The sequence below is a fragment of the Pandoraea captiosa genome (assembly GCF_902459775.1).
GTDB classification, from domain to species: domain Bacteria; phylum Pseudomonadota; class Gammaproteobacteria; order Burkholderiales; family Burkholderiaceae; genus Pandoraea; species Pandoraea captiosa.
The window spans coordinates 182,829-208,966 of sequence record NZ_CABPSQ010000001.1; the positions used below are offsets into that span (position 1 = coordinate 182,829).

Sequence of the window (26,138 nt, forward strand, 5' to 3'; positions counted from 1 at the left end):
GTTCCGCGTCACAGGAGGTCGTCGATGTCCGCAGGTCATTCGAATCCATCCGGCCCATCCAGCCCTTCAGGGCAATGGAATGGGCCGCCTCCCCCTGACGCGGTGCTGACCGATATCGCCGACTACGTTCTGACGTACGAGATCCGCAGCGATCTCGCCTTCGAGACCGCACGCCACTGTCTCATCGACACGCTCGGATGCGGTTTCGAAGCGCTGTCGTATCCCGCGTGTACCAAGCTGCTCGGTCCGATCGTGCCGGGCACCATCGTTCCGAACGGCGCGAAGGTGCCCGGCACGCCGTATCAGCTCGATCCGGTGCAGGCGGCGTTCAGTCTGGGGGCGATGATCCGCTGGCTGGATTTCAACGACACGTGGCTTGCCGCCGAATGGGGGCATCCGTCGGATAACCTCGGCGGCATTCTCATGACGGCCGACTGGCTCTCGCGCACGGCAATTGCGCAGGGACAGCCGCCGCTGACGATGCGTCATGTGCTCGCGGCAATGATCAAGGCGCATGAAATTCAGGGCTGCCTGGCGTTGGAGAATTCGTTCAATCAGGTCGGCCTCGATCATGTGGTGCTGGTCAAGGTCGCGTCGACGGCGGTCGTCGGCGAGATGCTGGGGTTGTCGCGCGACGAACTGATCAACGCGCTTTCGCTGGCCTTCGTCGACGGTCAAAGCCTGCGGACCTATCGGCATGCACCGAACACCGGCAGCCGAAAGTCGTGGGCGGCGGGCGACGCCACGAGTCGCGCGGTGCGTCTGGCGCTCATGGCGCGCGCGGGCGAGATGGGCTATCCGTCGGTGTTGACGGCCAGGACGTGGGGCTTCTACGACGTGCTCTTCAAAGGCAAGCCTTTCGTGTTCCAGCGTCCTTACGGGTCGTATGTGATGGAGAACGTGCTGTTCAAGATCGCGTTTCCCGCCGAGTTTCATGCGCAGACGGCGGCCGAGGCGGCGATGACGTTGCACCGTCAACTGGCGGCGATGGGACGTAGCGCGCAGGACATCCGTTCGGTGAAGATTCGCACGCACGCGGCGGCGATTCGCATCATCGACAAGCAGGGGCCGCTCGCCAATCCGGCCGATCGCGATCACTGCATTCAGTACATGGTGGCCGTGCCGTTGCTGTTTGGCCGATTGACGGCGGCGGACTACGAGGACGATGTGGCCGCCGACCCGCGTATCGACGCCTTGCGCGCGAAGATCGTATGCGAGGAAGATCCGCAGTTCACGCGCGACTATCACGATCCCGACAAGCGCTCGATTGCCAATGGCCTGAGCGTCACGCTTGCCGACGGCACCACGCTCGACGAAGTGCTCGTCGAATATCCGATCGGTCACAAGCGGCGCCGCGACGAGGGGATTCCGTTGCTCGTGGAGAAGTTCCGGACGAATCTCGCGCGGCGCTTCGCTGCGCGCGCCCAGGCCCGGATTCTCGATGTGGCTCTGGACCGGCAGCGGCTCGAAGCGATGCCTGTGCATCAGTTTGTCGACCTGATGGTATGACACGCCGACACGTGTGACATCCGCGCATATGATCCGCACGGCACTGGTCGTCGGCGCTAGCGGCGCGACCGGCCGAAGGCTGGTGCACGAACTGCTTGGCCGCGGTTGGCGCGTGCGGGCAATCGTGCGTTCGCCGGCGGGGCTGGAGACGCTTGCCGCCGATCCGCGACTGACGCTAATGCAGGGCAGCGTGCTCGATCTGAGCGATGAGGTCCTGGCAACGCAGGTTGACGGCTGTGAAGCGCTCGCATCGTGCCTTGGCCACAACCCGACGTTTCGGGGCATATACGGTGAGCCGCGCAGGCTCGTCACCGAGACGACGCGGCGGCTTTGCCAGGTGATCGAAGCACGTGGACGCACGTTGCCGGTACGGTTCGTGTTGATGAATACGGCAGAATTCGCAACCGGGATCTCGCCGAGCCGGTATCGCTGGCACACCGATGGGCCCTCGGCATGGTGCGGGCGCTGGTACCACCGCATGCGGACAACGAACAGGCCGCCGACTTTCTGCGCACCGTGATCGGTCATCACGATCCGAGAGTCGAATGGGTGGTGGTGCGCCCGGACAGTCTGACCGACGAGCCTGAGGTCACCGCGTACGAGACGCATCCTTCGCCAATGCGCAACGCGATATTCGACGCGGGCAAGACCAGCCGCATCAATGTCGCACACTTTATGGCCGATCTAATGACGCGCGACGACATCTGGTGCCGGTGGCGGTACCAGATGCCGGTGATTTACAACGGGGATAGGTTCGCCTGACCCGAGGTCACACAACATCATGCGTTACCGCCTGCGCGTCAACCCTTGTGCGTATAGCGCAGACGCGTCATCTGTTCCGCGCTGTCGGCGAGCAGACCGGCGGCGTCGGCAATGGCCTTTTCCAGCGTGATCGGGCCGAACGTCAGCGAGAAGCATCCGGAGAACACGCGTGAGAGGCTCTCCAGTGCGCTGCGGTCGATCGCGCCCGAGAGCAGCGACGCCGTGGCGCCGGCCTTGATGGCGACCTGCGCGGCGATCATCGGCGTTTTACCCGACAGCGTCTGCCCATCGCTGCGACCTTCGCCGGTAATCAGCCAGTCGGCGCCTTGCACGGCTTGCGGCAGGCCCACACGTTCGGCCACCACTTCCGCACCGGAGCGGAACTGCGCGCCGAGCAGATGCAGCGCGAAACCCAGCCCGCCCGCCGCGCCGGCGCCTGCGCGGCTCGCGGCTTCACTGGCGTTGAACGCACGATGCGCATGGCCGGCGAAATGCGCGATGGCGCGGTCGAGCGGTTCGACCTGCGCTTCGCTCACGCCCTTTTGCGGCCCGAAGATGGCTGTCGCGCCTTGCTTGCCGTTGAGCGGATTGTTCACGTCCGACATGGCGATCAGTTCGCAATCCTTCAGGCGGGCGTCGAGTCCGTTCAGATCGATCGATGCCACGCGATGCAGTGCAGCCGGCACCGGTTGGACTTCAGCGCCGGCTTCATCGAGCAGACGGGCGCCGAGCCCGACGAGCAGCCCCGCACCCCCATCGTTCGTGCTGCTCCCGCCCAGACCGATCAGCACGCGGCGTGCACCCGTGTCGAGCAACGCGCGCAGCAACTCGCCCAGCCCCAACGTCGAGCGTTCGGCCACCGGTGTCTGCATGCCGACCGGATCGGTGATGCTCACGACATTGGCGCTTTCCAGCACGCCCGTGCCATCCGGCATGATCCCGTACTCGGCCGTCACCGAAGCATTGCCCGCACCGCGCACCGACAAGGGCACGCGGCGTCCGCCGGCGGAGAGCAGCGCGTCGAGCGTGCCTTCCCCACCGTCGGCCATCGGACGCAGGCGCAGATCGGCCTGCGGCAACACGCGCGCGATGCCGGACGCAATGGCTTGCGCCACTTCGGGGGCACTGAGCGAACCTTTGAACGAATCGGGAGCGATGACGATGATCGGGGCTTGCGCATTGCTGGACATGGAAATCGGGACAGTCGCAAAAAGTGATACGGGTTGGCAGGGTTCACGTGCGCTGCGAGGCGAACTCGTTCCGCTTGTGGTTTTCGCTTATGGCGTGCCGGTCGGACGGTGAGTCCGGTCTCCGGTGAGCGGGGCGCACGTCGGCTCGCAATGGGTGGGACGCGAGGCGGTGCGGCGCAGTGTGACAGAAACCAGCAATATACGCGATTCGGGCCTGCGCGCATTGCGTGAATTGCCATGCTATGAATAACACGAGTAAGATGAGCGCCTACTGGCAGTACGTCGCCCGATAGGCTGCGTTGCGTGGGGTTCGTTTCGCTGGCGAGCCCCGGCGAGCGCAAGCGGAGGCGACGGCGCGCCAGTCAATATCAATGAACAACACGGCGCGTGTGACGGCCCGGCATGGGTGCATCAAGACATCCTCCAGGTCGTCGGGCATGGCGCGCCTCGATCAGATTCCGCATGAGATCACCCGAACGCCCCGCCCGTCATGGCTGCGGGCGATGCCGGGCTGAGGCGTGCGACAACGATTTGCCAGTGTGGAGCGGGGCCATGGACCGGGGCATCATGACGAATTCCGACGCTATGCGTAAGGCACAACGTGGGGCGCAGCGTGGGTTCGCACGTGCGACGGCGCTCGCCGGCTTAACGCTGGTCGTGCTGGTCGTGCTGCTCGCCGGGTGTGCACAACGGGCCCCCGTCGTGGCGTCGCCCGACGATCCGCCTGTGGGCAGCGTCGCCGACGTTGCACCGGAAAACGTAAAAGTCGAGACGCTGCCCGCGTATCGCGACACGGTCGACGACGCCCGTAACAACGGCGCGGTCTGGCAGGGCTCCTCGAAGAAGACACTCGTGCGGGTCAGTGCCTGCACGGCACGGCTTTGGAAGAAGCAGTTGCCGTACGCGCGTCTTCAGCGGACGAAAGCGGGCACCGGCCAGACGCTCGAACTGTCGTCGAACGACGACGGCATCCTCGCCATTCTCGATCTTGCGCCACACAAACCGGGCAGCGAAGGGGCGCTCTACCTCGGCTCGACCGGACCGCAATCGCTCGCAGACGCCGTGCGTCAGTGCCTCTGAGGCAAGGCGTTCCCGCCTCGCGTAGGTCGGCCGGTCGGTTCATTTGTTCGATTCCGTCGATGCGGGCCATTCTGCACCCCTTCCCGCAGGCCCCACGGGCTCGGGCTTCGCCGCGCACCGCCGTCATGCTGCTGTCACTGTGGCGTCATACAACGGCGGAGTATCATGACGGCGAACGCGCGGCCACCCGGCTGCGCGAGAGCTTTTATCCGCGTGCGTGCCGATGTCCCATACCGAATCCGCTGACTCACTCGAACCCGCAGAATCTGTCGAATCCGCTGACGCTGCTCAGACCTCGCTCAATGCGCGACAGCAGTCGCTCTTCGATGCCGTTCGCCGCGACGGCTTTCTGACGGTCGACGAACTGGCCGTTCGCTTCGACGTCACGCCGCAAACGATCCGCCGCGACATCAACTTCCTCGCCGAACGCAGGTGGGTGCGCCGTTACCACGGCGGTGTCGGCCTGCCGGGCGGCGCCGAGAACGAGGCCTACGACGCGCGCCAGACGCAACTGGCCGACGAAAAACGTCGCATCGCCGTGCGCCTTGCCGAGCAGATTCCCGATCACGCCTCGCTGTTCATCAACCTGGGCACCACGACGGAGGCCGTGGCGCGGGCGTTATCGCGTCATCGGGGCTTGCGCGTCATCACGAACAACCTGCACGTGGCGGCCATGATGAGCGGCTACGCCGACGCGGAGGTCATCATCACCGGTGGCGTGGTGCGCGCCCGCGATCAGGGGGTCACTGGCGAGGCGACGCTCGATTTCATCCGCCAGTTCAAGGTCGACTTCGGCATCGTCGGCATATCCGCCATCGACGCCGACGGCACGCTGCGCGACTTCGACTACCGCGAAGTGCGGGTCGCCGAAGCCATCATCGCGCAGTCCCGCACGGTGTTTCTCGCGGCCGACCATAGCAAGTTCGGACGCCCGGCGCTCGTGCGGCTCGGGCATCTGTCGCAAATCGACGCGCTATTTACCGACCGCCCCGTGCCTCCCGCCATGCAGGCCGTGATCGAGGAGGCGGGCACGCTGGTGCACGTGGCGCACTGACCGACCGGATTATTCGGTCGGTCATTCGTCGGGTCATTCGGCGAGTGCCGAACGCCCGCGGGCGGTGCACAGGAAGGAGAGGGCACACTGAATCACGCGAATTCGCACATCGGCCCAATGAAATGTGCGAATTCGAAACTCATTTTTCGTGATCTGTTAGAATTCGAAGATCAATGTTCGTAAACGAACAATCATTCGTCAAAAACGAACATTTCCGAACTTTCCTGATTTGACCCACATCGCTCGGAGTAGCGTCGTGCAGACATCCGCCCAATCGTCTTCGCCCCTCGGACTGGCCGCTCAAGCGCAGGCCGGCCCTTCTGCCTCGTCGAGCGCTGCCGTTCCGTCGGCCCCCTATGATCTGCTGGTCGTGGGCGGCGGGATCAACGGGACGGGTATTGCGCGCGACGCCGCCGGACGCGGTCTACGGGTGTTGCTCGTCGAGCAGGACGATCTGGCGTCGCACACCTCGTCTGCCAGTACCAAGCTGATTCACGGCGGTCTGCGCTACCTCGAATATTACGAATTCGGGCTGGTACGCAAGGCGCTGCAAGAACGTGAAGTGCTGCTGCGAGCCGCGCCGCACATCATGTGGCCGCTGCGCTTCGTCATGCCCCACATGCCGAATCTGCGTCCGGCGTGGATGATTCGCGCAGGCCTGTTTCTCTACGATCACCTGGCCCGGCGCGAAATTCTGCCGGGTTCGCGCGGCATCGATCTGCGCGAGCACCCGGCGGGCGCGCCGCTGCGGCGCGATCTGACCCGTGGCTTCGTCTACTCTGACGGCTGGGTGCAGGATGCCCGTCTGGTGGTGCTCAACGCCCAAGACGCCGCCGAGCGCGGTGCCACGATTCTCACGCGCACGCGTCTCGTCGGGGCGCAGCGTGGTGAGCATTCCTGGACTGCGCAACTGGAGACGACAACGGGCCAGCAGCAGACGGTTCGCGCGCGCGCCATCGTCAACGCGGCCGGGCCCTGGGTGGGGCATTTGCTCGGAGACGTGCTGCGTCAGAGCGCGACGCATCGCATCCGCAACGTGAAGGGCAGCCATATCGTCACGCGCAAGCTGTTCGATCACGACCACGCGTACATCTTCCAGAACCCCGACAAACGCATCATCTTCGCCATTCCGTACGAGCGCGATTTCACGCTGATCGGCACGACCGATATCGAGTATCTCGGCGATCCGGGCAATGTGGCGATCAACGATGACGAAGTGGCTTATCTGTGCAAATCGGCCAGCGAATACTTCACCCGGCCGATTACGCAAAGCGATGTCGTGTGGACGTATGCGGGGGTGCGCCCGCTGATGGAGGAGGACGTCTCCAACCCGTCGGCGGTCACGCGCGATTACAAGCTCGAACTCGATGCGCCCGGCACGCGCGCGCCGCTGCTGTCGGTGTTCGGCGGCAAGATCACGACTTACCGCCGTCTTGCGGAAGAAGCCATGTCTCACCTGCATGGCGCGCTCGGCTTCACGCATGGCGACTGGACGGCGGGTGCGCCGTTGCCGGGCGGCGATATGGCTGAGCCGGACGCGGGCGTCTTCGAGACCTCGCTGCGTGCGCAAATGCCGTGGCTGCCGGCGTCGCTGGCGCATCGCTACGCCCATACTTATGGCACGCGCACCCATGTGCTGGTGGGCGACGCCGACTCGCTCGACGGTCTCGGCCAACGCATCTGCGGCGATCTTTACGAGGCCGAACTGCGCTATCTGGTCCAGTATGAGTGGGCACGCACCGCACAGGACGTGCTGTGGCGCCGGACCAAGCTCGGTCTGCACGTCGGCAAGGAAGGCGAGGCGGCGGTGGCGAGGTGGTTCGCGCAGCATCTGGAAATGGCGGCCTGAGCGCCTGTCACACGGCAGCCACCGTGCGGCAGTCGCAGTGTGGTCGCATCGTCGTCGCATCATCGTCGCGCTGTGTCGCACTGTCCTCATAGTGAGCGGCGCACAAAACCATAAGGAACCAAGGAGACGAAGGCAATGTCAGCAGGCGCGTACATCCTCGCGTTCGACCAGGGCACGACCAGCTCGCGAGCGCTGCTGTTCGATCGTGATGGTCATGTGGTGTCGACCGCACAAAAGGAGTTTCGCCAGATTTACCCGCACCCGGGGTGGGTCGAACACGATCCACGTGAGATCTGGGCGACGCAGGCCGGCGTGGCCGCCGAAGCGCTGACGCACGCCGGTATCGGCGGCACGGACATCGCTGCCATCGGCATCACGAATCAGCGCGAGACCACCATCGTCTGGGATCGCCGCACGGGGGAGCCGGTGTACAACGCCATCGTGTGGCAAGACCGTCGCATGGCCGATTTCTGCGAGCAGCTGCGCGCGCAGGGTAATGAAGCGCTGGTCGCGAGCCGCACCGGTCTTCGTATCGACTCCTATTTTTCCGGCAGCAAAATCCGCTGGATTCTCGATCACGTCGACGGCGCACGCGAGGCGGCCCAGGCAGGACATCTCGCGTTCGGCACGGTCGATAGCTGGCTCGTGTGGCATCTCACGGGCGGCAAGCTTCATGTGACGGACGTGTCGAACGCCTCGCGCACAATGCTCTTCAACATCCACTCGCTCGACTGGGACGACGAACTGCTCGCGCTCCTCGACGTGCCGCGTGTGATGCTCCCCGAAGTGCGTTCGTCGAGCGAAGTGTATGGGCACACCGCCACGCCGCTATTCTCCGCCCCGGTACCGATTGCAGGCATCGCGGGCGATCAGCAGGCCGCGCTGTTCGGGCAGATGTGCCTCTCGCCGGGCATGGTGAAGAACACGTACGGCACCGGCTGCTTCATGGTGATGAACACCGGCGACAAGCCACAGGCATCCAGCCACAATCTGCTCACGACCGTGGCATGGAAAATCGGCAATCGTGTCGATTACGCCCTGGAGGGCAGTATTTTCATTGGCGGTGCGGTGGTCCAGTGGTTGCGTGACGGGCTGGGCATCATTCGCCATTCGCGCGACGTCGAAGCGCTCGCCACGAGCGTGCCCGACGCCGACGGCGTGGTGCTGGTGCCGGCCTTTGCCGGACTCGGCGCGCCGCACTGGCAGCCGCACGCGCGCGGCACGCTGTTCGGCGCCACACGCGGCACGACCGCCGCGCATGTCGCGCGCGCCGCGCTCGACAGCATCGCGTTCCAGACACTCGACGTGCTGCGCGCCATGGAAGCCGATGCCGGTCTGCACGTCTCGGAGTTGCGCGTGGACGGGGGCGCTGCCGCCAACGATCTGCTCATGCAATGGCAGGCCGATCTGCTTGGCGCAGACGTCGTGCGTCCCCGGGTGATCGAGACGACCGCTGCCGGGGCCGCCTATCTGGCGGGGCTGGCAGTGGGGTACTGGCCGGACATCGACACGTTGCAACGTCAGTGGCAGTTGCAGCGGCGCTTCGCGCGCCAGCTCTCCGAGAGCGATGTCAGTCGCGCGGTCGGCGGGTGGCAACGCGCAGTGCGCGCCGCGAAGGCGTGGGCTGAAGATAGTTGAGCGCGGACATCGGTCCGATCTGACCGATATCCGCGTGCTCGACCGAGAAATGCTGAAGTCGCCTGACGAGGGAGATTTCAGCGCAACGCCCGCCCGGGCGCGACATGACGGCGGTCACCGATGGCGTCGTGCCGGCGGTGCCGCCAGCTGGCGCACCGCTCGCGCGGATGCCGACGGGCCGACTTGGCCGGACTCGCCGGAGCGAGCGACCTGACGCAGGGACTTAGGGCGCAAGGCCCGGTGCGGCGCATTTGCATGATCCTCTCCCCGTAGACTTCCCCTCATCCAGGCGCATCGCGTCGCAGATGTCGTGCGCGATGACTGGTGCAAATCCGTCCACACTCGGGGCGCTCCCGGCAAGGGGATAGGCATCGGGCGTGCCGGGGCCATGTGGCGTGCATGGCGTGATTCCCGAGGCGGTCGGCCTGGCGAAGAGACTTCCCCGAGTGCGGACGGCTTGCCTCTTCCCTGATGCGAGAAGCATGCCAATGCGCGCAACTCATTGAATCGACAAGGAAGTTCGTTAATCGAAACGGGGGCGCTTCCGCCACGTGGCGAAAAACGTTTCAGGTTTGAAAGCGCGATCGAATGCAGGGCGAGCGCAAGGGCAGGCGAGTCGCAGATGTCGCGTGGCGGTATTCCCGTCGTCACGAGGGATGGGCTGCGGTGTAGCCAGCAAACGACTGTCGTCGTTGCCACGGCTCTCGCGCGTCAATGACACGAATGACAGCCAAATTGACGGCAAATTAGGCAGGGCACTTGACAGTCAATGCCGACGGGCGATTGCGACGTCGACATGCGACTTATGCAAAGGGTTATCAACAGTTGCTGTGGATATCCTTGCCGTCACGCAAGGGGTAGGCAGGACAGGTAGGGAACAGGCAGGCGGCGAGGGTGACTTGTCCAATCGTCACCCTCGCCCGGACAGGCTTCGGTCAGGCGGCGGGTTTCTTGCCGACGGTGAAGGCGATTTCGCCAACGCCTGCCACCCCTGCGCTGACCTTGTCGCCGGGTTCCAGCGGGCCGACACCAGCCGGCGTGCCGGTGAAGATCAGGTCACCGGCGGCGAGTTTGACGCTGCGAGAAATCTCGGCGATCAGATCGGGCACCGACCAGATCAGTTCGTTGAGGTCGCCGGTCTGCCGCGTTTCCCCGTTGACGTCGAGCCACACGCGGCCTTCCTTCGGATGACCGACTTCTGCCACGGCGTGCAGCGGGCCGCAGGGCGCCGAGGCGTCGAAAGCCTTACCCCAATCCCATGGGCGTCGCGTGTCCTTGGCTTGCTGCTGAAGATCCCGACGCGTCAGATCCACGCCAACGCCATACCCCCACACCAGCGACAGCGCATCGCGCGCGTCCACATTCTCGCCGTCGGCGCCGATGGCGACGACCAGTTCGATCTCGTGATGCAACTCGCTCGTGAGCGGCGGGTAAGGCAGCACGCCTTCGGCGGCCACCACGGCGTCCGCCGGTTTCATGAAGAAGAAAGGCGGCTCGCGGTCCGGGTTGCTGCCCATCTCGCGGGCATGCGCGGCGTAGTTGCGGCCAACGCAGAACACGCGGCGAACGGGGAAGCGGGCGTCGCTGCCGGCGACGGCGACCGACGCCTGAGGCGGGGCCGAAATAACGAATTGGCTCATGAGAAAACTCTCGGCGGATGTAAAACGAATATCGACGACAAGCACGAATCAACATCAGTCGCTGGACTGCGGGAACGTGTCCCGTTGCCAGCGGACTGCCACTTACTTGGCAAAGACCTGCGACATGTCGGCAAACGCCTTGAACTCCAGCGCATTGCCCGACGGGTCGTAGAAGAACAGCGTGGCCTGCTCGCCCACTTGCCCGGCAAACCGAATATGCGGCTCGATCACGAAGCGCGTGCCTGCGGCGCGCAGCCGCTCGGCCAGGGCATGCCATGCGGGCATGTCAAGGATAACGCCGAAATGCGGAACGGGAACGTCGTCGCCGTCAACCGGGTTGGTGATGCGCTTGCCCGCTTCGTCCGGCGAGAGATGCGCGACGAGTTGATGTCCGAAGAAATCGAAGTCGATCCAATGCTCCGAGCTGCGACCTTCGGCGCAGCCCATGACGTTGCCGTAGAACTGGCGGGCGGCGGCGAGGTCGTGAACGGGAAAGGCGAGGTGGAAAAGCGGCGTGGCCATGGAAGTCTCCGGGGTCATGTGGGGTTGAGCGATCCTGTGTGCGCCGATGAGGGCGCAGATTTGCTGTAAATTCTATCCATCGATAAAAATAATGAAAAACGAATATTTCGACCGCTCAGACACAAAATTTTCGATACATGATCCGCTACCTGAAAACCTTCGTCACGGCTGCCGAAACGGCGTCGTTCTCGGCGGCCGGCGCGCGCCTGGGTTTGACACAGTCGGCTGTGAGCGCCCAGATTCAGCGTCTGGAAGACGATCTCGGCGTGCAGTTGTTCGAGCGCACCGGGCGTGCGGTGACCTTGTCCGATGACGGGCGCCGCCTGCTTGTTCAGGCGCAAACCGTCATCGCGGGGTATCAGGCGATGCGGGGCGACACCGCGGCGTTCGGCGGGCAGGCGGCGCTCGCGCCCATTCACGTGGGCGCCATTCTGACCGTGCAACTCGGTCTGTTGCCCGGCGCAGTACGCCGGTGGACGGCGCTCGGCGCGATGCCTCACCTGAACATCGTGCCGGGCATGTCGGTGCAGTTGCTCGCACAACTCGACGCCAAAGAACTCGATCTTGCCGTCATGATCCGGCCACGGATCGGGGTGCCGGCGGACATGAAGTGGCTCACGCTCATGAACGAGCCGTACGTGGCGATTGCCCCGAAGGGCATGCGTGGCGAGGTGGCTGACTGGGCCTCGACGTTGCCGTTCGTGCGATACAACCGGCGCTCGTATGGGGGCGATCTCGTCGACCGGTATCTGCGGCGCCACCGGCTCTGGGTGCGCGAAGGGGTGGAACTGGACGAACCCGAGGTCATTCTGCGCATGGTGCGCGCGGGACTGGGCTGGTCCATCGTGCCGGCCACGCTCATCGGCTTGCCCGTCGAGGCGAAGGCTGCAACCGGCAAGTCATCGAGAGCGGGCGGCACCGCAGGCGTCCATGGCGTTCGGATACTGCCGTTGACCGGCGCGCCGCTCACGCGCGAACTGGGCGTGCTGGTGCGTCAGTCGGCGCTCAAGCGGGCAGCGGTCGACACCTTGATGAAATGCCTCGCGAATGAAGCGGCCGCACGGATCTGAACCCGTTCCCGAGGGCGCGCGAGGGCAGCTACCCGCGTGGATACCCGAGCCGACATTCAGGCGGATGCCTTAGCCGACACCCTGAAGGGGCTTCATGCGGTCGGCGAGACTCTCTGTTATTGTGCGCACATGTCCGTGGGCGCGGGGATGCGCGAGTACGAGCGACGCAGCGCTACGGATCCAATGCAATGGAGCTTGATTGATATGTCTCACGACACGTTCGACGAAAACGACTGGAAGCGATTCCTGAAACACATCGGCGAAGATCCGAACCGTCCCGGACTGCATGAAACGCCGGCGCGGGTGCAAAAAGCGTGGCGTCAATGGACGGCAGGTTACGACCAGGATCCGGCGGAGGTCCTGAAGGTCTTCGAAGACGGGGCAGAGCAATACAACGAACTGATCGTGGTCCGCGGTATTCCCGTGTATAGCCATTGCGAGCATCATCTCGCACCGTTCTTCGGCAAAGCGACCATCGGCTATCTGCCCAACGGCAAGATCGTCGGGCTGTCGAAGCTCACGCGTCTGGTCGATTGCTTCGCGCGTCGCTTGCAGGTGCAGGAGCGTCTCACGACACAAGTCGCCGAAGCGCTGATGACGCACCTGCAACCGAAAGCGGTCGGCGTGGTGGTGTCATGCCGTCACATGTGTATGGAGAGCCGGGGCATTCGCACGGCAGGCGAGGAGACGGTGACCTCTGCCATGCTCGGTGAACTGCAACCCAACCTGGCGTTGCGCACGGAGTTCCTCGCGCTTGCGCGGGACAAGTGATCGTGCGGTAAAAATCTCATCGCCGGAACAGCGAAACGCCAGCGGCAGGACGCTGGCGTTTTCGTTTCTCGTGTTCACGCCGCCAAGCGACCATCAGCGACCATCAGCGGGACGAAACGCTCATGCCTTGTGCGTGTGCGACACCAACAGCGGCGACGAGTGTCATGCCAACGAGCGCTGCACTGCCCAGACGCTTCACGTCCGGAAAGGAAAGCCGATGCATCGCATGTCTCCTATTTGGCCGTTGCAATGATGAGTTTGAATGGTAGTGCAAGCAACGCCGTGCCCGCCACACCCGCGCACCACAGCGCGACGAACCATCCCCAGCGAATCAACATCTGTTGCCACGGCGCGCGCGCCGCACGTGCCTGTTGCCGGCGCACGCCGGGCCGGACCAGATCAGTGATAGTGCGCATCGTGTGTCACCTTGCCGCGAAAGACCCAGTACGCCAGCATCGTGTAGGCGAGGATCACAGGAATGATGAAGGCTGCGCCCCACATCGTGAATGACAGGCTCGAGTGCGGTGCGGCGGCATCCCATAACGTAACGCCCGGCAGAATCGCATACGGATAGGCGCTGATGAGCAGCCCGCTATAGCCGAGAAAGACGAGGCCGATCGCAAGCCAGAAGGGAGTGCCGTCATGCGCGCGCTGTAACCCCCGTCGCATGGCGAACGTTGCCCCCGCCACCACGAACGGCACCGGCAGACAGCGCCAGAACCACTGGTCGTCGAACCAGCGCTCGGCCACGAGCGGCAAGCGCAGCGGTGTCCACAGCGAGACGATGGCCATCGTGACCACCAGCGCGATCGTCAGCGGCCACGCCAGCACGCGCAGGCGACGTTGCAGGTCGCCTTCGGTTTTGCCGATGAGCCAGCAAGCGCCGAGCAACGCGTACGTGACGAGCAGACCGAGCCCGGTGAACAGATTGAACGCCGTGACCCACGCGAACGCATCGCCTGCGAATTGCCCGTTCTCGACCGGAATGCCCGACAGATAGGCGCCGAGCGCCACGCCCTGAAAGAACGTCGCACCGGCCGACCCGCCGATGAAGGCGAGGTCCCACCACTGACGCGTGCGACGCGATTTGCCGCGAATCTCGAACGCCACACCGCGAAAAATCAGACAGACGAGCATGAGCACGAGCGGCAGATACAGCGCTGAGAGCAGCACCGAGTAGACCATCGGAAAGGCCGCAAGCAGGCCCGCGCCGCCCAGCACGAGCCATGTCTCGTTGCCGTCCCAGACAGGCGCGACGGAGTTCATCATCGTGTCGCGCTCGTGCGCGGCGGGGAAGAAAGGAAAGAGAATGCCGATGCCGAGGTCGAAGCCATCGAGCACCACGTACAGAAACAGGCCGAGCGCAATGATGGCGGCCCAGGCTAAGGTCAGGTCCATGAGAACTCTCGAATTAATCGGTGTCGGGGAAATCAGCTCGCGTGCGCGCGCTCGGTGTCTACGCGACCGGGCATGCCGGACATCGCGGGCACTGCCTGCGGTGTTAAGTGGTCCGTCGCATGGCCGGTCTCACGGCCGGTCTCACAAGCGGGCGAACCGTTCGACGGCCCGGAAAGTACTGGTCCGCTGCGCAGGATCTTGAGTAGGTAGTAGACACCGGTGCCGAACACGAGGAAGTAGGCGAGCACGAGCACCAGCAACGAGACCTGCACTTGTTGCGCACTCACGGGCGACACGGCGTTTGCCGTGCGCATCACGCCGTACACGACCCACGGTTGACGTCCCGCTTCGGTCGTCACCCACCCGGCGAGCAGCGCGATGAACCCGGTCGGCGAGAGGGCGAGCACGATCCGTGCGAAGTTGCGCGAGGAAAACAGTCTGCCGCGACGGCGCAGCCACAGCGCCGCGAGTGCTGCACCGATCATGGCGAGGCCGAGGCCGACCATGACGCGAAAGCTCCAGAACACCAGCGGAACGTTAGGGCGCTCGTCCTTCGGAAATTCCTTCAGGCCCCGCACTTCACCGTCCCAGCTATGTGTGAGGATCAGGCTGCCCAGATGCGGCACTTCGAGTGCGTAGCGCGTCGTCTCGGCCTCCATGTCGGGCCAGCCAAACAGGTTGAGCGGTGTGCCGCCGGTCTTCGTCTCCCACAACCCCTCCATGGCGGCGAGTTTCGCGGGCTGATGCTCGCGCGTGTTCAGACCGTGCAGGTCGCCCACGAACGCTTGCAGGGGCGCAAAGATGAGCAGCAGCCACAGCGCCATCGAGAACATCGTCCTGACGGCCGGGTCGCGGCGTCCGCGCAGCAGGTGCCATGCCCCGGTACCGGCGACGACGAGCGCCGCAACCACGAACGCCGCGATGCTCATATGGGCGAGGCGATAGGGGAACGAGGGGTTGAAGATGACATCCCACCAGGACAGCACGACGACACGCCCGTCGACGATCTCGTAGCCCTGCGGCGTTTGCATCCAACTATTCGACGCGAGAATCCAGAACGTGGAAATGAGCGTGCCGATCGCCACACACAAGGTCGCCGCGAAGTGCGCGCGCGGGCTCACGCGGTTCCAGCCGAAGAGCATGATGCCCAGGAAGCCGGCTTCGAGGAAGAAGGCGGTCATCACCTCGTAGGTGAGCAGGGGGCCGGTGACCGCACCGGCGAAACTGGAGAAGCCCGACCAGTTCGTGCCGAACTGATAGGCCATCACCACGCCCGAGACCACGCCCATGCCGAAGCAGACCGCGAACGCCTTCGACCAGAAGCGACACAGGTCCAGGTAGTGCTGCTGGCGCGTCTTGAGCCAGAGGCCTTCGAGCACGGCAATGAAGCTCGCCAGACCGATGGACACGGCGGGGAAAACGATGTGAAACGAGACCGTGAACGCAAATTGCAGGCGCGCCAGGTCGAGAGCTTCCGGAACGGCAGTCATGATGCACTCTATGTATGCAATTAAACCCTGTCTTGTAGGGTGATAATCCATGGATTCCACCCTTCGTTTGCATGCATATTAGGTAATGCTGCGTCGCAGCACGCGTGACAAGTCGTCACATGTGGCGCATTGACGCGGCACGACCGCTCACGCCGGATCGTGCTAAATGTATGTTTTTAAAGCAGATGATGTCGGCAGGCCGTGCGACGTCATGTCACACGTGATGCTGCACAGGCGGGCAGGCGGGCCGTCGGCTAGCTGAGGAGTCCGGCGCCGATGTTGATCGACAGACCGAGCACCGCCAGATTGAAGAAGAACGAGAGGATGGCCTGTGCGAGCGTGGCGCGCCGCATGCGGCGAGACTTCAGTGCAATGTCGGCGGTTTGCGATGCGACGGCGATGGTGAAGGAGAAGTACAGGAAGTCCCAGTAGTCGGGATCGCAATCGCGGTCCGGCCATGCCAGTGCGTAGGGCGATTCGGTATCGGTGAAGTAAAGCCGGGCGTAGTGCAGTGTGTAGATCGTCGGCACGAGAAACCACCCGGCGATGAGCGTGGCGGCAGCGAACAGCACGTGCTCCGACGCGTGGGTCGATCCCCCGGATTTGGCACTCGCGAGCACGTGAATGATGGCCGCGACGCTGGCAATGGCCGACAGGCTGACCAGCGTCAGCACGAGAACTGCACTCTGGTCCTCCTGTTCCGCAAATTGCTCGATGCTGCGTTTGGGGGCGGTGACCATCATCAGCCAGATCATGGCGAGATAGGACCAGGCGCCCGCGTTCCAGCCGATCAGTATCCGGGTGATCGTGGTGAACTCGCCCTTGATGAACACCTGCACGAACATGCCCGCGAGCACGCCGATCACGATGGCGATGAGAAGCCGTGGGTGGAAGCGAACGAGATGCGGGAAAAGCTTGGCGTTCATGGGTGAGTTCCGGACGATGCAGGCCAGCGGGTGCGTCGATTATCGCTCACACCGCCGCGCAGCGGCGTCGCACGGCGCCACGTGTCCGGCCCCCCTGTGCGATCGCGATCGCGCGGGGAAGCCTATCGCGAGAGCACCATCGCGACGAAGATCGCGTTGTTGATCGCGTGGATCGCGATGGGCACCGCGAGTCCGTGCGTCTTCTTCGCCAGCCAGCCTGTGGTCAGACCGAACACCACGAAGAAAAGGAAGTGCTTTGCGTCGAAGTGCACCGACGCAAAGATCAAGGCCTGCCAGACGTTGGCGGCGGCGAAACTCATGTGGCGCGTCAGTCCGCCGAGAAGGCACCCACGGAACACGAATTCTTCGACGATCGGCACCGCCACCGCGATGAGCAGTAATGCGAGGCCGGGGCCTCCCAGTTGCGCGGCGCCATGCACGATGACTTCGTTCCACAGCGGACTGTCGGCGGGCACGCCGGGCACTGCGTGACGGGCCATCACCCACGCGCTGATCGCTGCCACGGCGAGCAAAATGGCGGGCCAGACGAACCACCGGGCTTTCCAGTTCCCGTAACCGGGCCACTGACGCCATCCGAACTTCCACACGGTGTGTGCGAGCAGGACCGAGACGACACCCAGCGTGACGACGTGCGCTATCGCAAGTTTCGGCTGCAATATCTGCAATTCGGCGCTCACACCGGTGCGCATGAGGGCAAGCTGGCCGATCAGCAACGCAGGAATGATCCAGGTCGCCAGGCAGAATGCGGCCAGTCCGTACCATGCATGACGCAAGCCGATGCCCTCGAAAACGGCGATCGTCGGACGACCCTTGCGCGCCCGCACCGTGCCGACATAGTGCGCGGGAAACATCAGCAGGCCGGGCAGCAATACGATGGACAAACCCGCCATAAGCAACGTGAGCATCAGCGAGGCGAAGGCCGGTCGCATGGCGGCTGCCGGATCGATGCTCAGCAGCACGGCATACGACTGGGCAAGTGGCCAGCGGTTGTTCGTGTCATGTTCGAGCGACGCGCGGATGGCGGCCGAGGCGGCTTCGCCATTCCCGGCGGCAAGCGCGACCGAGACTCGCAGCGCACGGTTCTGGGCGCTCTCCGGGGCATCGGGCTTGACGTACGCGAGGGCGCGCTGTGCGCCGGGTGCGTCTCCCGCTTGCAGGAAGGCGCGGGCGCTCGTGTACGGATCGATCTTCAGCCCCGCCTGTTGCATGCGCAACACCAGATCGCGTGCCACGGTGCCGGGTAAAACGTCGTGCGCCGTATTGATTCGGGCGTTCGCTTGCCAAGGCGTCTTCGGCACCGGCGCATCCATCAACAGGCGTCGCGCTTTCGTTTTTTCCCCGGTCAATGCGAGATGGCGAACGGCGAGCAGCAGCACGGGCGTGTCGGGTAACAGCTCGGCGGCCTGCACGGCCTGGATTCCGGCATTCCGCCTGTCCTGCGTGGCTTCGTAGGCATTGGCGAGGGCGGCGTGCAGAAGGGCACGATCAGCCGCAGGCCAGGCGTTCGCCTTCGGGAACAGCGCCAGTCCCTGCTCGATGGCGGCCTTGCCATAGGTGCTCTGAAGTGCGTACAGCGCCACTTCCGGTATGTCGCCGAAATGGTCCTTGAGTGCTTTTTGACAGGCGTTCAGGTCCGATTGCGCCTGCTCGGCCCAGCGCAGATCGTCCGACCACGAGTAGTTCTGCATGAATCGGCAGCGGGCGAGGGCCAGCGCCGAGTCGTTCGGGCGGGCGCGTACCGCTGCGTTGAACGTGCCCACGATCTCGCGATATTTGGCAAGCGACGCGGCGTCGACCTGTGCGGTCATGGCCTCCTGACTGAGCAGTGGGTCGGCTGGGGAGCCTGTGGTCGGTGCCGCGAAGGCATGGGCGAGGCACACGAGGCCGACGGCGGCCAGCGCGAGACGAAAAAGAATGCGATGCACGCGAGATTTCCCGGAATGTTGTTGTCGCCGACGGCCGCAGCGAGGCTCGGCAGTCCGCCAGTTTGGCTTAACGACCGGAGCGTGCCCGAACTGTAGCGTGCACGGCTATCGAGAAACGTTGTGCTGCGTCGAGGAAGTCCTCGGGCGCTGCGGCGGTCAGGGCGACAGGGCCGCAACAGTATCGCGACAGCAGGGGAGCGGCATTGGCACCGCGTCCGACGCACGCTAATGGTGCGCCGCCGCATCGCGATGCGGCATTGTGCCCGTTGCGATGTCATGAAGCGGCACGCCGTGAGGCGGCGGCGTTGCGGATCGAACCGTCGCCGACAAGGTATCGCACTGCCCCCAGAGCCATGCTGCGTGGGGCCTGCGCCCCGTTCGCCTTCCGACGCGCTACCGACTTGGCACGCCACTTGCTAACTCTGGCATAAGGCCAATGGCGGCCGAGTGAAGACAAGCGAATTTTCTGCACCGCATGCAGTACCTCGCCTGAGCGGGGGATTTCGGGGCAACGGCGTCCCGAAGCCACGGGTCTGATATCGGACCCACGGCTTCGGGACGCCTTTTTTTTGGCATACGAACACGAGGGTATCCATGAGCACGCTCACGCAATCGTTGAAAAGTGGCAACTGGCGCGCGCTGGTTGCGTGTTTTCTCTACTTCGACACCGGCTTTACCGTCTGGGTCATGCTGGGACCGCTGGCACCGTTCATCGGCAAGGACATTGCGATGACGCCCGCGCAGACCGGCTTTCTCGTGGCGGTGCCGGTGCTGGGCGCGGCCATTCTTCGCGTCACGCTGGGGAATCTGTATCAGGCCTGCGATGGCCGAAAGATTGCCTTGATGGGGCTCACGCTCTCGGCAATTCCCTCGGTCGTGTTGCTGCTGATGCCGGGCACACCGTCGTACACGCTGCTGCTCGTGCTCGGCGTGTTCCTGGGCGTCGGCGGTGCAAGCTTTGCGGTCGCGTTGCCGATGGCTGGCAGCAACTATCCACCGAAGGTCCAGGGTCTGGTGCTGGGGCTGGCAGCGGCGGGCAACGTGGGCGCGGTGCTCGACGGCTTCATGTTCCCTGGACTGGCCGAGCACTATGGCTGGGCGCATGCCGCCGGCGCCGCGCTGCCGTTGCTTGCAATCACGGCGCTGGCGCTCGTGTTCTGGGCGAAGGATCAGGGCGTGAAGTCGGGCAGTGCGCCGCGCGCATTCTCGAGCTTCTTCATCACGGTGTTCGGGCTGATTGCCCTCGTGCTGTGTGTGCACGCCGGTGCGTTCGGCGAGGGCAAGGCAGGCATTCTGCTGCTTCCCGTGCTGGGGGCATTGCTCGCGATTGCCGTGCTGCCGCGCCATTATCGCGGCGTGCTGGGCGAGCGTGACACCTGGGTCATCATGCTCGTCTACAGCATTACGTTCGGGGGCTTCGTGGGGATGTCCTCGTACGTGACCACGCTGCTGATCTCGCTGTACGGCATGCCACGTCTCGAAGCCGGCCTGTTCATGTCGTTGCTCGCCTTCCTTGGTGCACTGGTGCGGCCTATCGGCGGTCTCGTGGCCGATCGCATCTCCGGCGTGCGCGCGCTCGTGCTGCTGCTCGCCGCCATCTCCGCGATCGACTTCGTGTTCGCCGCATGGATGCCCCCGCAAGGCGCCGGCATCGCGCTGCTCGTGCTCGTCTACATGTGCTTTGGTCTGGGCAACGGGGCGACCTTCCAACTGGTGCCGCAACGCTGGCAAGGCAAGACGGGCCTGATGTCGGGCATCATCGGCGCGGCCGGCGGGATCGGTGGCTTCTACTTGCCGGTGATCATGGGCATGGCCAAGGAGTCGACGGGCAGCTATCAGATGGGCTTCGCCACGTTCGGCGCGCTGGCGGCGCTCGCCTTCGTGCTGGTCGTCGCGCTTCGCACGCGCTGGATGTCGTGGGCGCTGCCCCGCGAAGTGACCGGCGGCGCGGTGCTCGCCGGCGGTGTGGCGCACGTGGAGTGATTGCGCGCATCCTGCGCATTCGTTTCCGACCCAGGCGCTTGCGGCTCGTCGCTGCTCCGGCACGACGGGCCGTCTGGTGACGGTGCGACGCATCGCATAGACTGTCGGGCGACATCGTATTCCCGCAGGAGCCACCATGCGTCTGGGCGTTCCCAGCCTCTCGGCGTTGCAGGCCTTCGAGGCCAGCGCCCGTCATCAGAACTTCGCAAGCGCCGCGCAGGAACTTGCGCTCACGCACGGCGCGGTATGCAAACGTGTGGGTGAGCTCGAGAAGCATCTTGGGGTGGCATTGTTCGAGCGCGTCAGGCAACGCCTCGTGCTCACGCCTGCGGGCGCGGAATACGCCAAACGCATTCGCGTGCATCTCGATCAGATTCGGCGCGACACGCTCGATGTGGTGCAGCAAGGACGAGAGACGGAACTCGAAATCGCGGTCGGTGTGACGTTCGCCGCGCAATGGCTGATCCCGCGGCTCGACGACTTTTACGCCAATACTCGCGACGTTCGCCTGCATATTCTGGGGCGCGATCAACCGGTCTTTTTCGACGATTCGGCGTTCGACGCCACGATCTACTTCAGCACGCGCCGCTGGCCGGGCATGCCGGGCACTGCGCTCATCACCGACGATTCGCTTTGGCTCGTCGCCGCGCCCCGGCTGCTCGAGCAGCACGTGCAAGGGGCATCGATGACACTCGAACAGATCGCGGCACAGTCATGGATCTGCGCGCGCGATCTGCCACGCGCATGGGACGACTGGTTCGCTTCTCAAGGACTGACGGGGCCGACGCCGGCGCCGGGGCAGGGCGGGGAAATCAGGCCGCAGCGCAGCGCACAGCGCTACGACATGTTCATCATGGCGATCAATGCGGCCGTCGCCGGCCTGGGGGTGGCGTTGCTGCCGCGTGTGCTGATCGAGCGCGAACTGGCCAGCGGTGCGCTGGTGCAAGCGCATCCGCATACACTCGCCAATCCGCAGACCATCTATTTTTCATATCCGGCGCAGCGCCGCGACTGGGCGCCGTTGCGGCAGTTCGACGCCTGGCTACGGGGTGCGGTCGACACGTATCTCAGCGAGCGGACCTGAGCTCGGGACACTCGCGCAGCACCTGTTCGTAGAGTCCCTGATACCCCAGCCATGCCACGTAGTCCGAACCGAGCAGGCGGAAGACTTCACGGGCTTCGGCGTCGGAGAGGACTTCGAGCGGCCCGGCCGCTTCGGCCAGTAACTGAACCTGTGCGCACCGCTCCATCGCGAGAAAGCGATAGGCGGCAGCGTCGACCGACGAACCGACCGTGAGCAACCCGTGGTTCAGTAACACGGCTGCGCGTTTGTGGCCCATCGCCAAAGCGATGCGACGCCCCTCGTCCGCCCCGAGCACGAGCACGTCGCCACGGAACAGCACGTGGTCCTCGAAGAACAGGCATGCCTCCTGATTGATCGGCGCGAGTTCGCGCGTGCGCGCGGAGAACGCCCGTCCGTGAGTCGTGTGCGTGTGGGCGGCGGCCGTGACGTGGGGCAGGGTGGCGTGAATGCCGGCGTGGATCGCCATGGCGGCGGCGTTGACGGGGCCATCGCCGTGGTGCAGGCGTCCGGCTTCATCGACCAGAATCAGATCGTCGGGATGGATCGACGAGAAGTGCTGCGCGTATCGGTTCACCCAGAACCGGTCGTGAAATTCCGGGTCGCGTACGGTGATGTGCCCGGCGATGCCTTCCGCGAGACCGAAGCGGGCAAAGATCCGGAACGCCACCGCCAGGCGTAGTTTACGGTCGGCGCGCTCGTGCGCCACGTTATCGAAGACCTGAGGCTTGGGCAGCGGCGCGCCGAGCGGTGTGGGAATGGCAAAGGCGTCGTGCGGGGAATGCATGCGGGGCGCTCCGTGGGAATGGGCTTGCAACGCATTCTCCCCGCGCCGCCACGGCAACGTCTATCGACGAAAAGTCAATGGCTATTCACTGCTCATCGCGCCTATCACTCACCCTGACGGAACAAGCCATTGAGCGTGGCGCCGCTTGCCGCGCCGTCGAAGCCATCGAAGCGTCCCTCTGCGAGCGCCCGCGCGGCGTGCATGAAGCCGCCCCACGCGGCGCGGGCGAGCGCACCGCCAACGCTCACACGCCGCACGCCGAGGTTCGCCAGCGTCTGCAAGGTGAACGGCGAAGTGGCGCCGATGAGCACGTTGACCGGCTTCGGCGCGACCGCCGAGACCACGGCGCTGATCTGTTCGGCCGACGCGATGCCCGGCGCATAGAGACAATCGGCACCGGCTTCGGCGTACGCCTGAAGGCGCTTGATCGTGTCATCGAGATCGGGCACACCGGCGAAGAAGTTTTCGGCGCGCCCGACCAGCAGCGTGTCGCCGCCGGTCTCGTCGATGGCGCGGCGCGCAGCCTTCAGGCGGGCGACCGCCACTTCGAGGGGGAAGAGCGGTTCGAGATCGTTGCCGGTCGAATCTTCGATGGACAGGCCGGCGACGCCGGTCGCCACCGCCATCTTGACGCTGCGCGCCACGTCCTCCGGCGTGTCGCCGAAGCCGCTTTCGAAGTCGGCATTGACGGGCAAGTCCGTGGCATCGACCAATGTACGCAGGTGGGCAAGTACGGTGTCACGCGTGACGCCATTGTCGGGACGCCCCGTCGACCAGGCGAAGCCGGAACTCGTGGAAGCAATCGCCTGGAAACCGGCATGTTCGAGATACCGGGCGCTGCCGGCGTCCCACGGATTGGGGATCACGAAGCAACCGGCAAGGTGGAGTTCGCGAAATGCGGCACGTTTTTCGGCGGTGCTGCGAGGCATGGTGTGTCTCCTGAAGGGGGCGTCGTGCATCGCATGCTGCACGCGCAATGCCCGATCATCGCGGTTTTGCGCCAGGCCTGCAAGGCAACGCCCGGGTGCGCGAGGCGCGGGTTTGGCGTAAAGGCGACCGCGATACGGTTTTTGCAAAAAACGAGCGCGCCCGGCACCCGGGAAAACCTCGTAATGCGCGGTAACAACTTTTTTGCGGCAATGCGGGAATAAGCGCGCTTCAATGGGCGTTATGCCATCATCTTCCCGCGTATTCTCAGGACGTCCAACGTGAATTCTCTTCCTCCATCCGCTCTGGCCGGCAAGCCGCCCGTGGCCCTGTACGAAGATCCGAAATACACCCGCGTGGCCATGCTGTTGCATTGGGCCGTCGCATTGCTGATGCTCGGCAACGTGGCGATCGGCCAGACCATTGCCTTGTTGTCCGACGCGACGCTCGAAAAGATCGACGTACGCTTCTGGATCGACCTGCACAAGTCCGTCGGCATCTCGGTGCTGGGCCTCGCAATCCTGCGGGTGCTTTGGCGCGTGACGCATCGCCCGCCCGCGTTGTCGCATGTCTTCGCGTCGTGGGAGCGCGCCGCAGCGCATCTGGTGCATTGGTTGCTGTACGTGCTGATCTTCGCGATTCCGCTCTCTGGCTGGGCGCACGACTCGGCGTGGGTTGCCGCTTCGACGCATCCGCTGGTGCTGTTCGGCAGCATTCCGTTTCCGCGCATCGGCTTCCTGATGGCAATGAGCGAGGCGGACAAGGACTTCTGGCACGGCGTGCTTGGCGACGTTCACACCTATTGCGCCTACACCCTCTACTTGCTGCTGGCCCTGCACGTCGGTGGTGCACTCAAGCATCAGTGGATCGACCGTCACCCGGTGATCCGGCGGATGCTCCCGTGAGCGCGACCGTGAGCGCCACCATGAGCGCCACCATGAGCGCGACCATGAGCCGGGAAATCGAGACGGACGTTGCGCGACTGGAAACCTTGCGCACCGAGCATTCGCCGCGCTTCACGCTGCCGCCCACGCCACTCGCCAGCTGGCTCGTGCACAGTGGCGTGGCCGTCCTGTGGTGCCTGTTGTTCGCGCAGGCGTTCTTCCTCAAGGGCGTTTTTGCTTGGGGAACCGGCGTGGCTTATGTCGTGTACGACACCGTGCTGCTGGCGTTCGTCTTCTGGCAGGCATGGCGGTTGATGCGACCCGATCCGGAGGAGATGTGCGCGAGCGCCGGGCCGGTCGGTCATTTCGGTGATGTGGGTGATGTCGGTGGTGCCGACGATTCGCGGGGCAGGGCGTGCGCGGATCTCACGCTGGGCGTCGTGGTCGCAGCGCACAACGAAGCGGCAGCCTTGCCCGTGACGCTGCGTGCGCTGATGGGCGGACGTCGCGTGCCGGACGCGATCGTCATTGCAGACGACGGCTCGCATGACGACACCGTCGCGTTGCTCACCGGCGAATACGGGCTGGTGGACCCCGGCATCGGCGCGCTGAGTGCGCCGAGCACCCGCTATCCGAACCTGCGGTGGCTTCGCCTGCCGCATGGTGGCAAGGCCCGAGCGCTGAACGCCGCGCTCGTTGGCATGGACACCGATATCGTGATGACGGTCGATGCGGACACCTTGCTCGACACCGGGGCGTGTGCGGCCATGCACGACGCATTTGTCCGGCGAGCGCGTCTGGTCGCGGCAACCGGCGTGCTGACCCCGGTTTGCGGCAACACCGCGGGCGCACGTATCTTGCAGTTTTTCCAGACCTACGAGTACATCCGCAACTTCATCTCGCGCTTTGCCTGGATGCGCGCCGACGGCCTGTTGCTGATCTCCGGCGCCTTCGCGTGCTTCCGTCGCCAAGCCGTGCTGGCCGTTGGCGGGTTCGACCCCGCCTGTCTGGTCGAGGACTATGAGCTGATCCACCGTCTGCGTCGCTACTCGGTCGCCCATGCGCTGCACTGGGAGGTGCGTGTGGTCGGCGCAGCACAGGCGCTCACCGATGCGCCGGGCACGGTCGCGAGCTTCCTGCGTCAACGTCGTCGCTGGTTCGCCGGTTTCCTCCAGACGCAATACTGGTATCGCGACATGGTCGGCAACGGTCGATATGGCAACCTCGGTCGCTGGATGCTGCCGGTCAAGGCCTTCGACACGCTGCAACCGATCTACGGTCTGACCGCCTTCGCGTTGCTCGTGACCTTCGTGTGCGAAGGGCACTACGGTGTGGTGCTGCCGGTCTCGGGCATCATTCTGGGCAAGATCGTGATCGATCTCGGCTTCCACTTGTGGTCCGTGCACGCCTATCGCCGCTGGACCGGACACCGCACCGGCAGCAGCTTCGGACTGGCGTTCGTTGCCGCCATCCTCGAGCCGTTCTCGTTCCAGTTGATGCGTCACGCCGGCGCCGCCATGGGGTGGGGGCACTTCCTCACGGGGCGCCAGCGTTGGGGGGTGCAGGTGCGACGAGGTATCCTGTCGGGCGAGCGCGGGGCGCAGGTGCCCCGCGACAGCTAATTTCCGGCG

23 protein-coding genes are annotated in these 26,138 nt (G+C 64.7%); 13 read left to right on the forward strand and 10 right to left on the reverse strand.

Annotated features, from left to right (window positions below):
• The first annotated feature begins 24 nt into the window (after positions 1-24).
• From PCA31118_RS00885 to PCA31118_RS27470, 3 genes are read left to right on the forward strand one after another with little or no spacing between them, the layout of a single operon-like run.
• Positions 25-1,509 carry a bifunctional 2-methylcitrate dehydratase/aconitate hydratase gene (locus PCA31118_RS00885; protein WP_150622144.1) on the forward strand — a complete coding sequence of 495 codons (1,485 nt, stop codon included), beginning with the start codon at positions 25-27 and terminating at the stop codon, positions 1,507-1,509.
• 28 nt (positions 1,510-1,537) lie between these two features.
• Positions 1,538-2,029, forward strand: coding sequence for an NAD(P)-dependent oxidoreductase (locus tag PCA31118_RS27570; protein WP_425495318.1), 492 nt, complete (start codon positions 1,538-1,540; stop codon positions 2,027-2,029).
• On the forward strand, positions 1,963-2,271 hold the full coding sequence (locus tag PCA31118_RS27470; RefSeq protein WP_217431225.1) for an NAD(P)H-binding protein: 309 nt from the start codon (positions 1,963-1,965) through the stop codon (positions 2,269-2,271). The genes PCA31118_RS27570 and PCA31118_RS27470 overlap by 67 nt, the downstream gene beginning before the upstream one ends.
• 38 nt (positions 2,272-2,309) lie before the next feature.
• Here the strand turns inward: PCA31118_RS27470 and PCA31118_RS00895 are convergent, their stop codons facing one another.
• Positions 2,310-3,461, reverse strand: coding sequence for a glycerate kinase (locus PCA31118_RS00895; RefSeq protein ID WP_150622146.1), 1,152 nt, complete (start codon positions 3,459-3,461; stop codon positions 2,310-2,312).
• 567 nt (positions 3,462-4,028) lie between these two features.
• Between PCA31118_RS00895 and PCA31118_RS00900 the strand changes: the two genes are divergently transcribed.
• The 4 genes from PCA31118_RS00900 (at position 4,029) to glpK (ending at position 9,082) form a co-directional block, all read left to right on the forward strand.
• Complete coding sequence (locus PCA31118_RS00900) at positions 4,029-4,541, forward strand: hypothetical protein (RefSeq protein ID WP_150622148.1); 513 nt, start codon at positions 4,029-4,031, stop codon at positions 4,539-4,541.
• A 223-nt stretch (positions 4,542-4,764) separates the two neighbouring features.
• On the forward strand, positions 4,765-5,595 hold the full coding sequence (locus PCA31118_RS00905) for a DeoR/GlpR family DNA-binding transcription regulator (RefSeq protein ID WP_150622150.1): 831 nt from the start codon (positions 4,765-4,767) through the stop codon (positions 5,593-5,595).
• 361 nt (positions 5,596-5,956) lie between these two features.
• Positions 5,957-7,444: a glycerol-3-phosphate dehydrogenase gene (gene glpD / locus PCA31118_RS00910; RefSeq protein ID WP_150623621.1), complete on the forward strand. Its 1,488-nt coding sequence runs from the start codon at positions 5,957-5,959 to the stop codon at positions 7,442-7,444.
• A 135-nt stretch (positions 7,445-7,579) separates the two neighbouring features.
• Positions 7,580-9,082, forward strand: a complete 1,503-nt coding sequence (gene glpK, locus PCA31118_RS00915) for a glycerol kinase GlpK (protein ID WP_150622152.1) — start codon at positions 7,580-7,582, stop codon at positions 9,080-9,082.
• Positions 9,083-10,017: 935 nt separating this feature from the next.
• Here the strand turns inward: glpK and PCA31118_RS00920 are convergent.
• Both PCA31118_RS00920 and PCA31118_RS00925 read right to left on the reverse strand, forming a co-directional pair.
• A complete protein-coding gene (locus PCA31118_RS00920) occupies positions 10,018-10,722 on the reverse strand; it encodes a fumarylacetoacetate hydrolase family protein (protein ID WP_150622154.1) in 705 nt (234 codons plus the stop codon).
• 102 nt (positions 10,723-10,824) lie between these two features.
• The gene (locus tag PCA31118_RS00925) at positions 10,825-11,244 is read right to left on the reverse strand and encodes a VOC family protein (RefSeq protein WP_150622156.1); all 420 of its coding nucleotides are present in this window, start codon (positions 11,242-11,244) and stop codon (positions 10,825-10,827) included.
• 137 nt (positions 11,245-11,381) lie between these two features.
• On the opposite strand from PCA31118_RS00925, the gene PCA31118_RS00930 reads away from it, so the two are divergent.
• Both PCA31118_RS00930 and folE read left to right on the forward strand, forming a co-directional pair.
• The gene (locus PCA31118_RS00930) at positions 11,382-12,314 is read left to right on the forward strand and encodes a LysR family transcriptional regulator (RefSeq protein ID WP_150622158.1); all 933 of its coding nucleotides are present in this window, start codon (positions 11,382-11,384) and stop codon (positions 12,312-12,314) included.
• A 204-nt stretch (positions 12,315-12,518) separates the two neighbouring features.
• Entirely contained in the window at positions 12,519-13,085 is a 567-nt protein-coding gene (folE, locus tag PCA31118_RS00935) for a GTP cyclohydrolase I FolE (RefSeq protein ID WP_044458260.1), read from the forward strand.
• 233 nt (positions 13,086-13,318) lie between these two features.
• Here folE and PCA31118_RS00940 read toward each other — a convergent pair whose 3' ends face one another.
• From PCA31118_RS00940 to PCA31118_RS00960, 5 genes are all read right to left on the reverse strand, one after another.
• A complete protein-coding gene (locus PCA31118_RS00940; protein ID WP_150622160.1) occupies positions 13,319-13,501 on the reverse strand; it encodes a hypothetical protein in 183 nt (60 codons plus the stop codon).
• On the reverse strand, positions 13,485-14,483 hold the full coding sequence (gene cydB, locus PCA31118_RS00945) for a cytochrome d ubiquinol oxidase subunit II (protein ID WP_150622162.1): 999 nt from the start codon (positions 14,481-14,483) through the stop codon (positions 13,485-13,487). Before cydB ends, PCA31118_RS00940 begins: the two co-directional genes overlap by 17 nt.
• Before the next feature lie 32 nt (positions 14,484-14,515).
• The gene (locus PCA31118_RS00950) at positions 14,516-15,973 is read right to left on the reverse strand and encodes a cytochrome ubiquinol oxidase subunit I (RefSeq protein ID WP_150622163.1); all 1,458 of its coding nucleotides are present in this window, start codon (positions 15,971-15,973) and stop codon (positions 14,516-14,518) included.
• Positions 15,974-16,227: 254 nt separating this feature from the next.
• On the reverse strand, positions 16,228-16,899 hold the full coding sequence (locus tag PCA31118_RS00955) for a DUF1345 domain-containing protein (RefSeq protein WP_150622165.1): 672 nt from the start codon (positions 16,897-16,899) through the stop codon (positions 16,228-16,230).
• A gap of 122 nt (positions 16,900-17,021) precedes the next feature.
• Complete coding sequence (locus tag PCA31118_RS00960) at positions 17,022-18,845, reverse strand: CPBP family intramembrane glutamic endopeptidase (RefSeq protein WP_150622167.1); 1,824 nt, start codon at positions 18,843-18,845, stop codon at positions 17,022-17,024.
• Between the two features lie 594 nt (positions 18,846-19,439).
• On the opposite strand from PCA31118_RS00960, the gene PCA31118_RS00965 reads away from it, so the two are divergent.
• Entirely contained in the window at positions 19,440-20,828 is a 1,389-nt protein-coding gene (locus PCA31118_RS00965; RefSeq protein WP_150622169.1) for an MFS transporter, read from the forward strand.
• Between the two features lie 136 nt (positions 20,829-20,964).
• Complete coding sequence (locus tag PCA31118_RS00970; protein WP_150622171.1) at positions 20,965-21,912, forward strand: LysR substrate-binding domain-containing protein; 948 nt, start codon at positions 20,965-20,967, stop codon at positions 21,910-21,912.
• Here the strand turns inward: PCA31118_RS00970 and PCA31118_RS00975 are convergent.
• Positions 21,896-22,696, reverse strand: coding sequence for a class II aldolase/adducin family protein (locus PCA31118_RS00975; RefSeq protein ID WP_150622173.1), 801 nt, complete (start codon positions 22,694-22,696; stop codon positions 21,896-21,898). The genes PCA31118_RS00970 and PCA31118_RS00975 overlap by 17 nt on opposite strands.
• A 104-nt stretch (positions 22,697-22,800) precedes the next feature.
• Positions 22,801-23,625 (reverse strand): isocitrate lyase/PEP mutase family protein, encoded by an 825-nt coding sequence (locus tag PCA31118_RS00980; protein WP_150622175.1) that lies wholly within the window; start codon positions 23,623-23,625, stop codon positions 22,801-22,803.
• A gap of 279 nt (positions 23,626-23,904) precedes the next feature.
• Between PCA31118_RS00980 and PCA31118_RS00985 the strand changes: the two genes are divergently transcribed.
• Together PCA31118_RS00985 and PCA31118_RS00990 are read left to right on the forward strand one after the other, a co-directional pair.
• A complete protein-coding gene (locus PCA31118_RS00985) occupies positions 23,905-24,528 on the forward strand; it encodes a cytochrome b (RefSeq protein WP_425495307.1) in 624 nt (207 codons plus the stop codon).
• A gap of 44 nt (positions 24,529-24,572) precedes the next feature.
• Positions 24,573-26,129, forward strand: coding sequence for a glycosyltransferase family 2 protein (locus PCA31118_RS00990; RefSeq protein WP_150623626.1), 1,557 nt, complete (start codon positions 24,573-24,575; stop codon positions 26,127-26,129).
• Positions 26,130-26,138 lie beyond the last annotated feature (9 nt).

Bases quoted from the DNA above. Each gene is read 5' to 3' on its own strand.
- PCA31118_RS00925 (WP_150622156.1), bottom strand. From the start codon at position 11,244: ATGGCCACGCCGCTTTTCCACCTCGCCTTTCCCGTTCACGACCTCGCC.
- PCA31118_RS00895 (WP_150622146.1), bottom strand. From the start codon at position 3,461: ATGTCCAGCAATGCGCAAGCCCCGATCATCGTCATCGCTCCCGATTCG.
- PCA31118_RS00905 (WP_150622150.1), top strand. From the start codon at position 4,765: ATGTCCCATACCGAATCCGCTGACTCACTCGAACCCGCAGAATCTGTC.
- PCA31118_RS00955 (WP_150622165.1), bottom strand. From the start codon at position 16,899: ATGAACGCCAAGCTTTTCCCGCATCTCGTTCGCTTCCACCCACGGCTT.
- glpK (WP_150622152.1), top strand. From the start codon at position 7,580: ATGTCAGCAGGCGCGTACATCCTCGCGTTCGACCAGGGCACGACCAGC.
- PCA31118_RS00965 (WP_150622169.1), top strand. From the start codon at position 19,440: ATGAGCACGCTCACGCAATCGTTGAAAAGTGGCAACTGGCGCGCGCTG.
- folE (WP_044458260.1), top strand. From the start codon at position 12,519: ATGTCTCACGACACGTTCGACGAAAACGACTGGAAGCGATTCCTGAAA.
- PCA31118_RS00975 (WP_150622173.1), bottom strand. From the start codon at position 22,696: ATGCATTCCCCGCACGACGCCTTTGCCATTCCCACACCGCTCGGCGCG.
- PCA31118_RS00920 (WP_150622154.1), bottom strand. From the start codon at position 10,722: ATGAGCCAATTCGTTATTTCGGCCCCGCCTCAGGCGTCGGTCGCCGTC.
- PCA31118_RS00885 (WP_150622144.1), top strand. From the start codon at position 25: ATGTCCGCAGGTCATTCGAATCCATCCGGCCCATCCAGCCCTTCAGGG.
- PCA31118_RS00940 (WP_150622160.1), bottom strand. From the start codon at position 13,501: ATGCGCACTATCACTGATCTGGTCCGGCCCGGCGTGCGCCGGCAACAG.
- PCA31118_RS00980 (WP_150622175.1), bottom strand. From the start codon at position 23,625: ATGCCTCGCAGCACCGCCGAAAAACGTGCCGCATTTCGCGAACTCCAC.
- PCA31118_RS00970 (WP_150622171.1), top strand. From the start codon at position 20,965: ATGCGTCTGGGCGTTCCCAGCCTCTCGGCGTTGCAGGCCTTCGAGGCC.
- PCA31118_RS00950 (WP_150622163.1), bottom strand. From the start codon at position 15,973: ATGACTGCCGTTCCGGAAGCTCTCGACCTGGCGCGCCTGCAATTTGCG.
- PCA31118_RS27570 (WP_425495318.1), top strand. From the start codon at position 1,538: ATGATCCGCACGGCACTGGTCGTCGGCGCTAGCGGCGCGACCGGCCGA.
- cydB (WP_150622162.1), bottom strand. From the start codon at position 14,483: ATGGACCTGACCTTAGCCTGGGCCGCCATCATTGCGCTCGGCCTGTTT.
- PCA31118_RS00990 (WP_150623626.1), top strand. From the start codon at position 24,573: ATGAGCCGGGAAATCGAGACGGACGTTGCGCGACTGGAAACCTTGCGC.
- PCA31118_RS27470 (WP_217431225.1), top strand. From the start codon at position 1,963: ATGGTGCGGGCGCTGGTACCACCGCATGCGGACAACGAACAGGCCGCC.
- PCA31118_RS00900 (WP_150622148.1), top strand. From the start codon at position 4,029: ATGACGAATTCCGACGCTATGCGTAAGGCACAACGTGGGGCGCAGCGT.
- PCA31118_RS00930 (WP_150622158.1), top strand. From the start codon at position 11,382: ATGATCCGCTACCTGAAAACCTTCGTCACGGCTGCCGAAACGGCGTCG.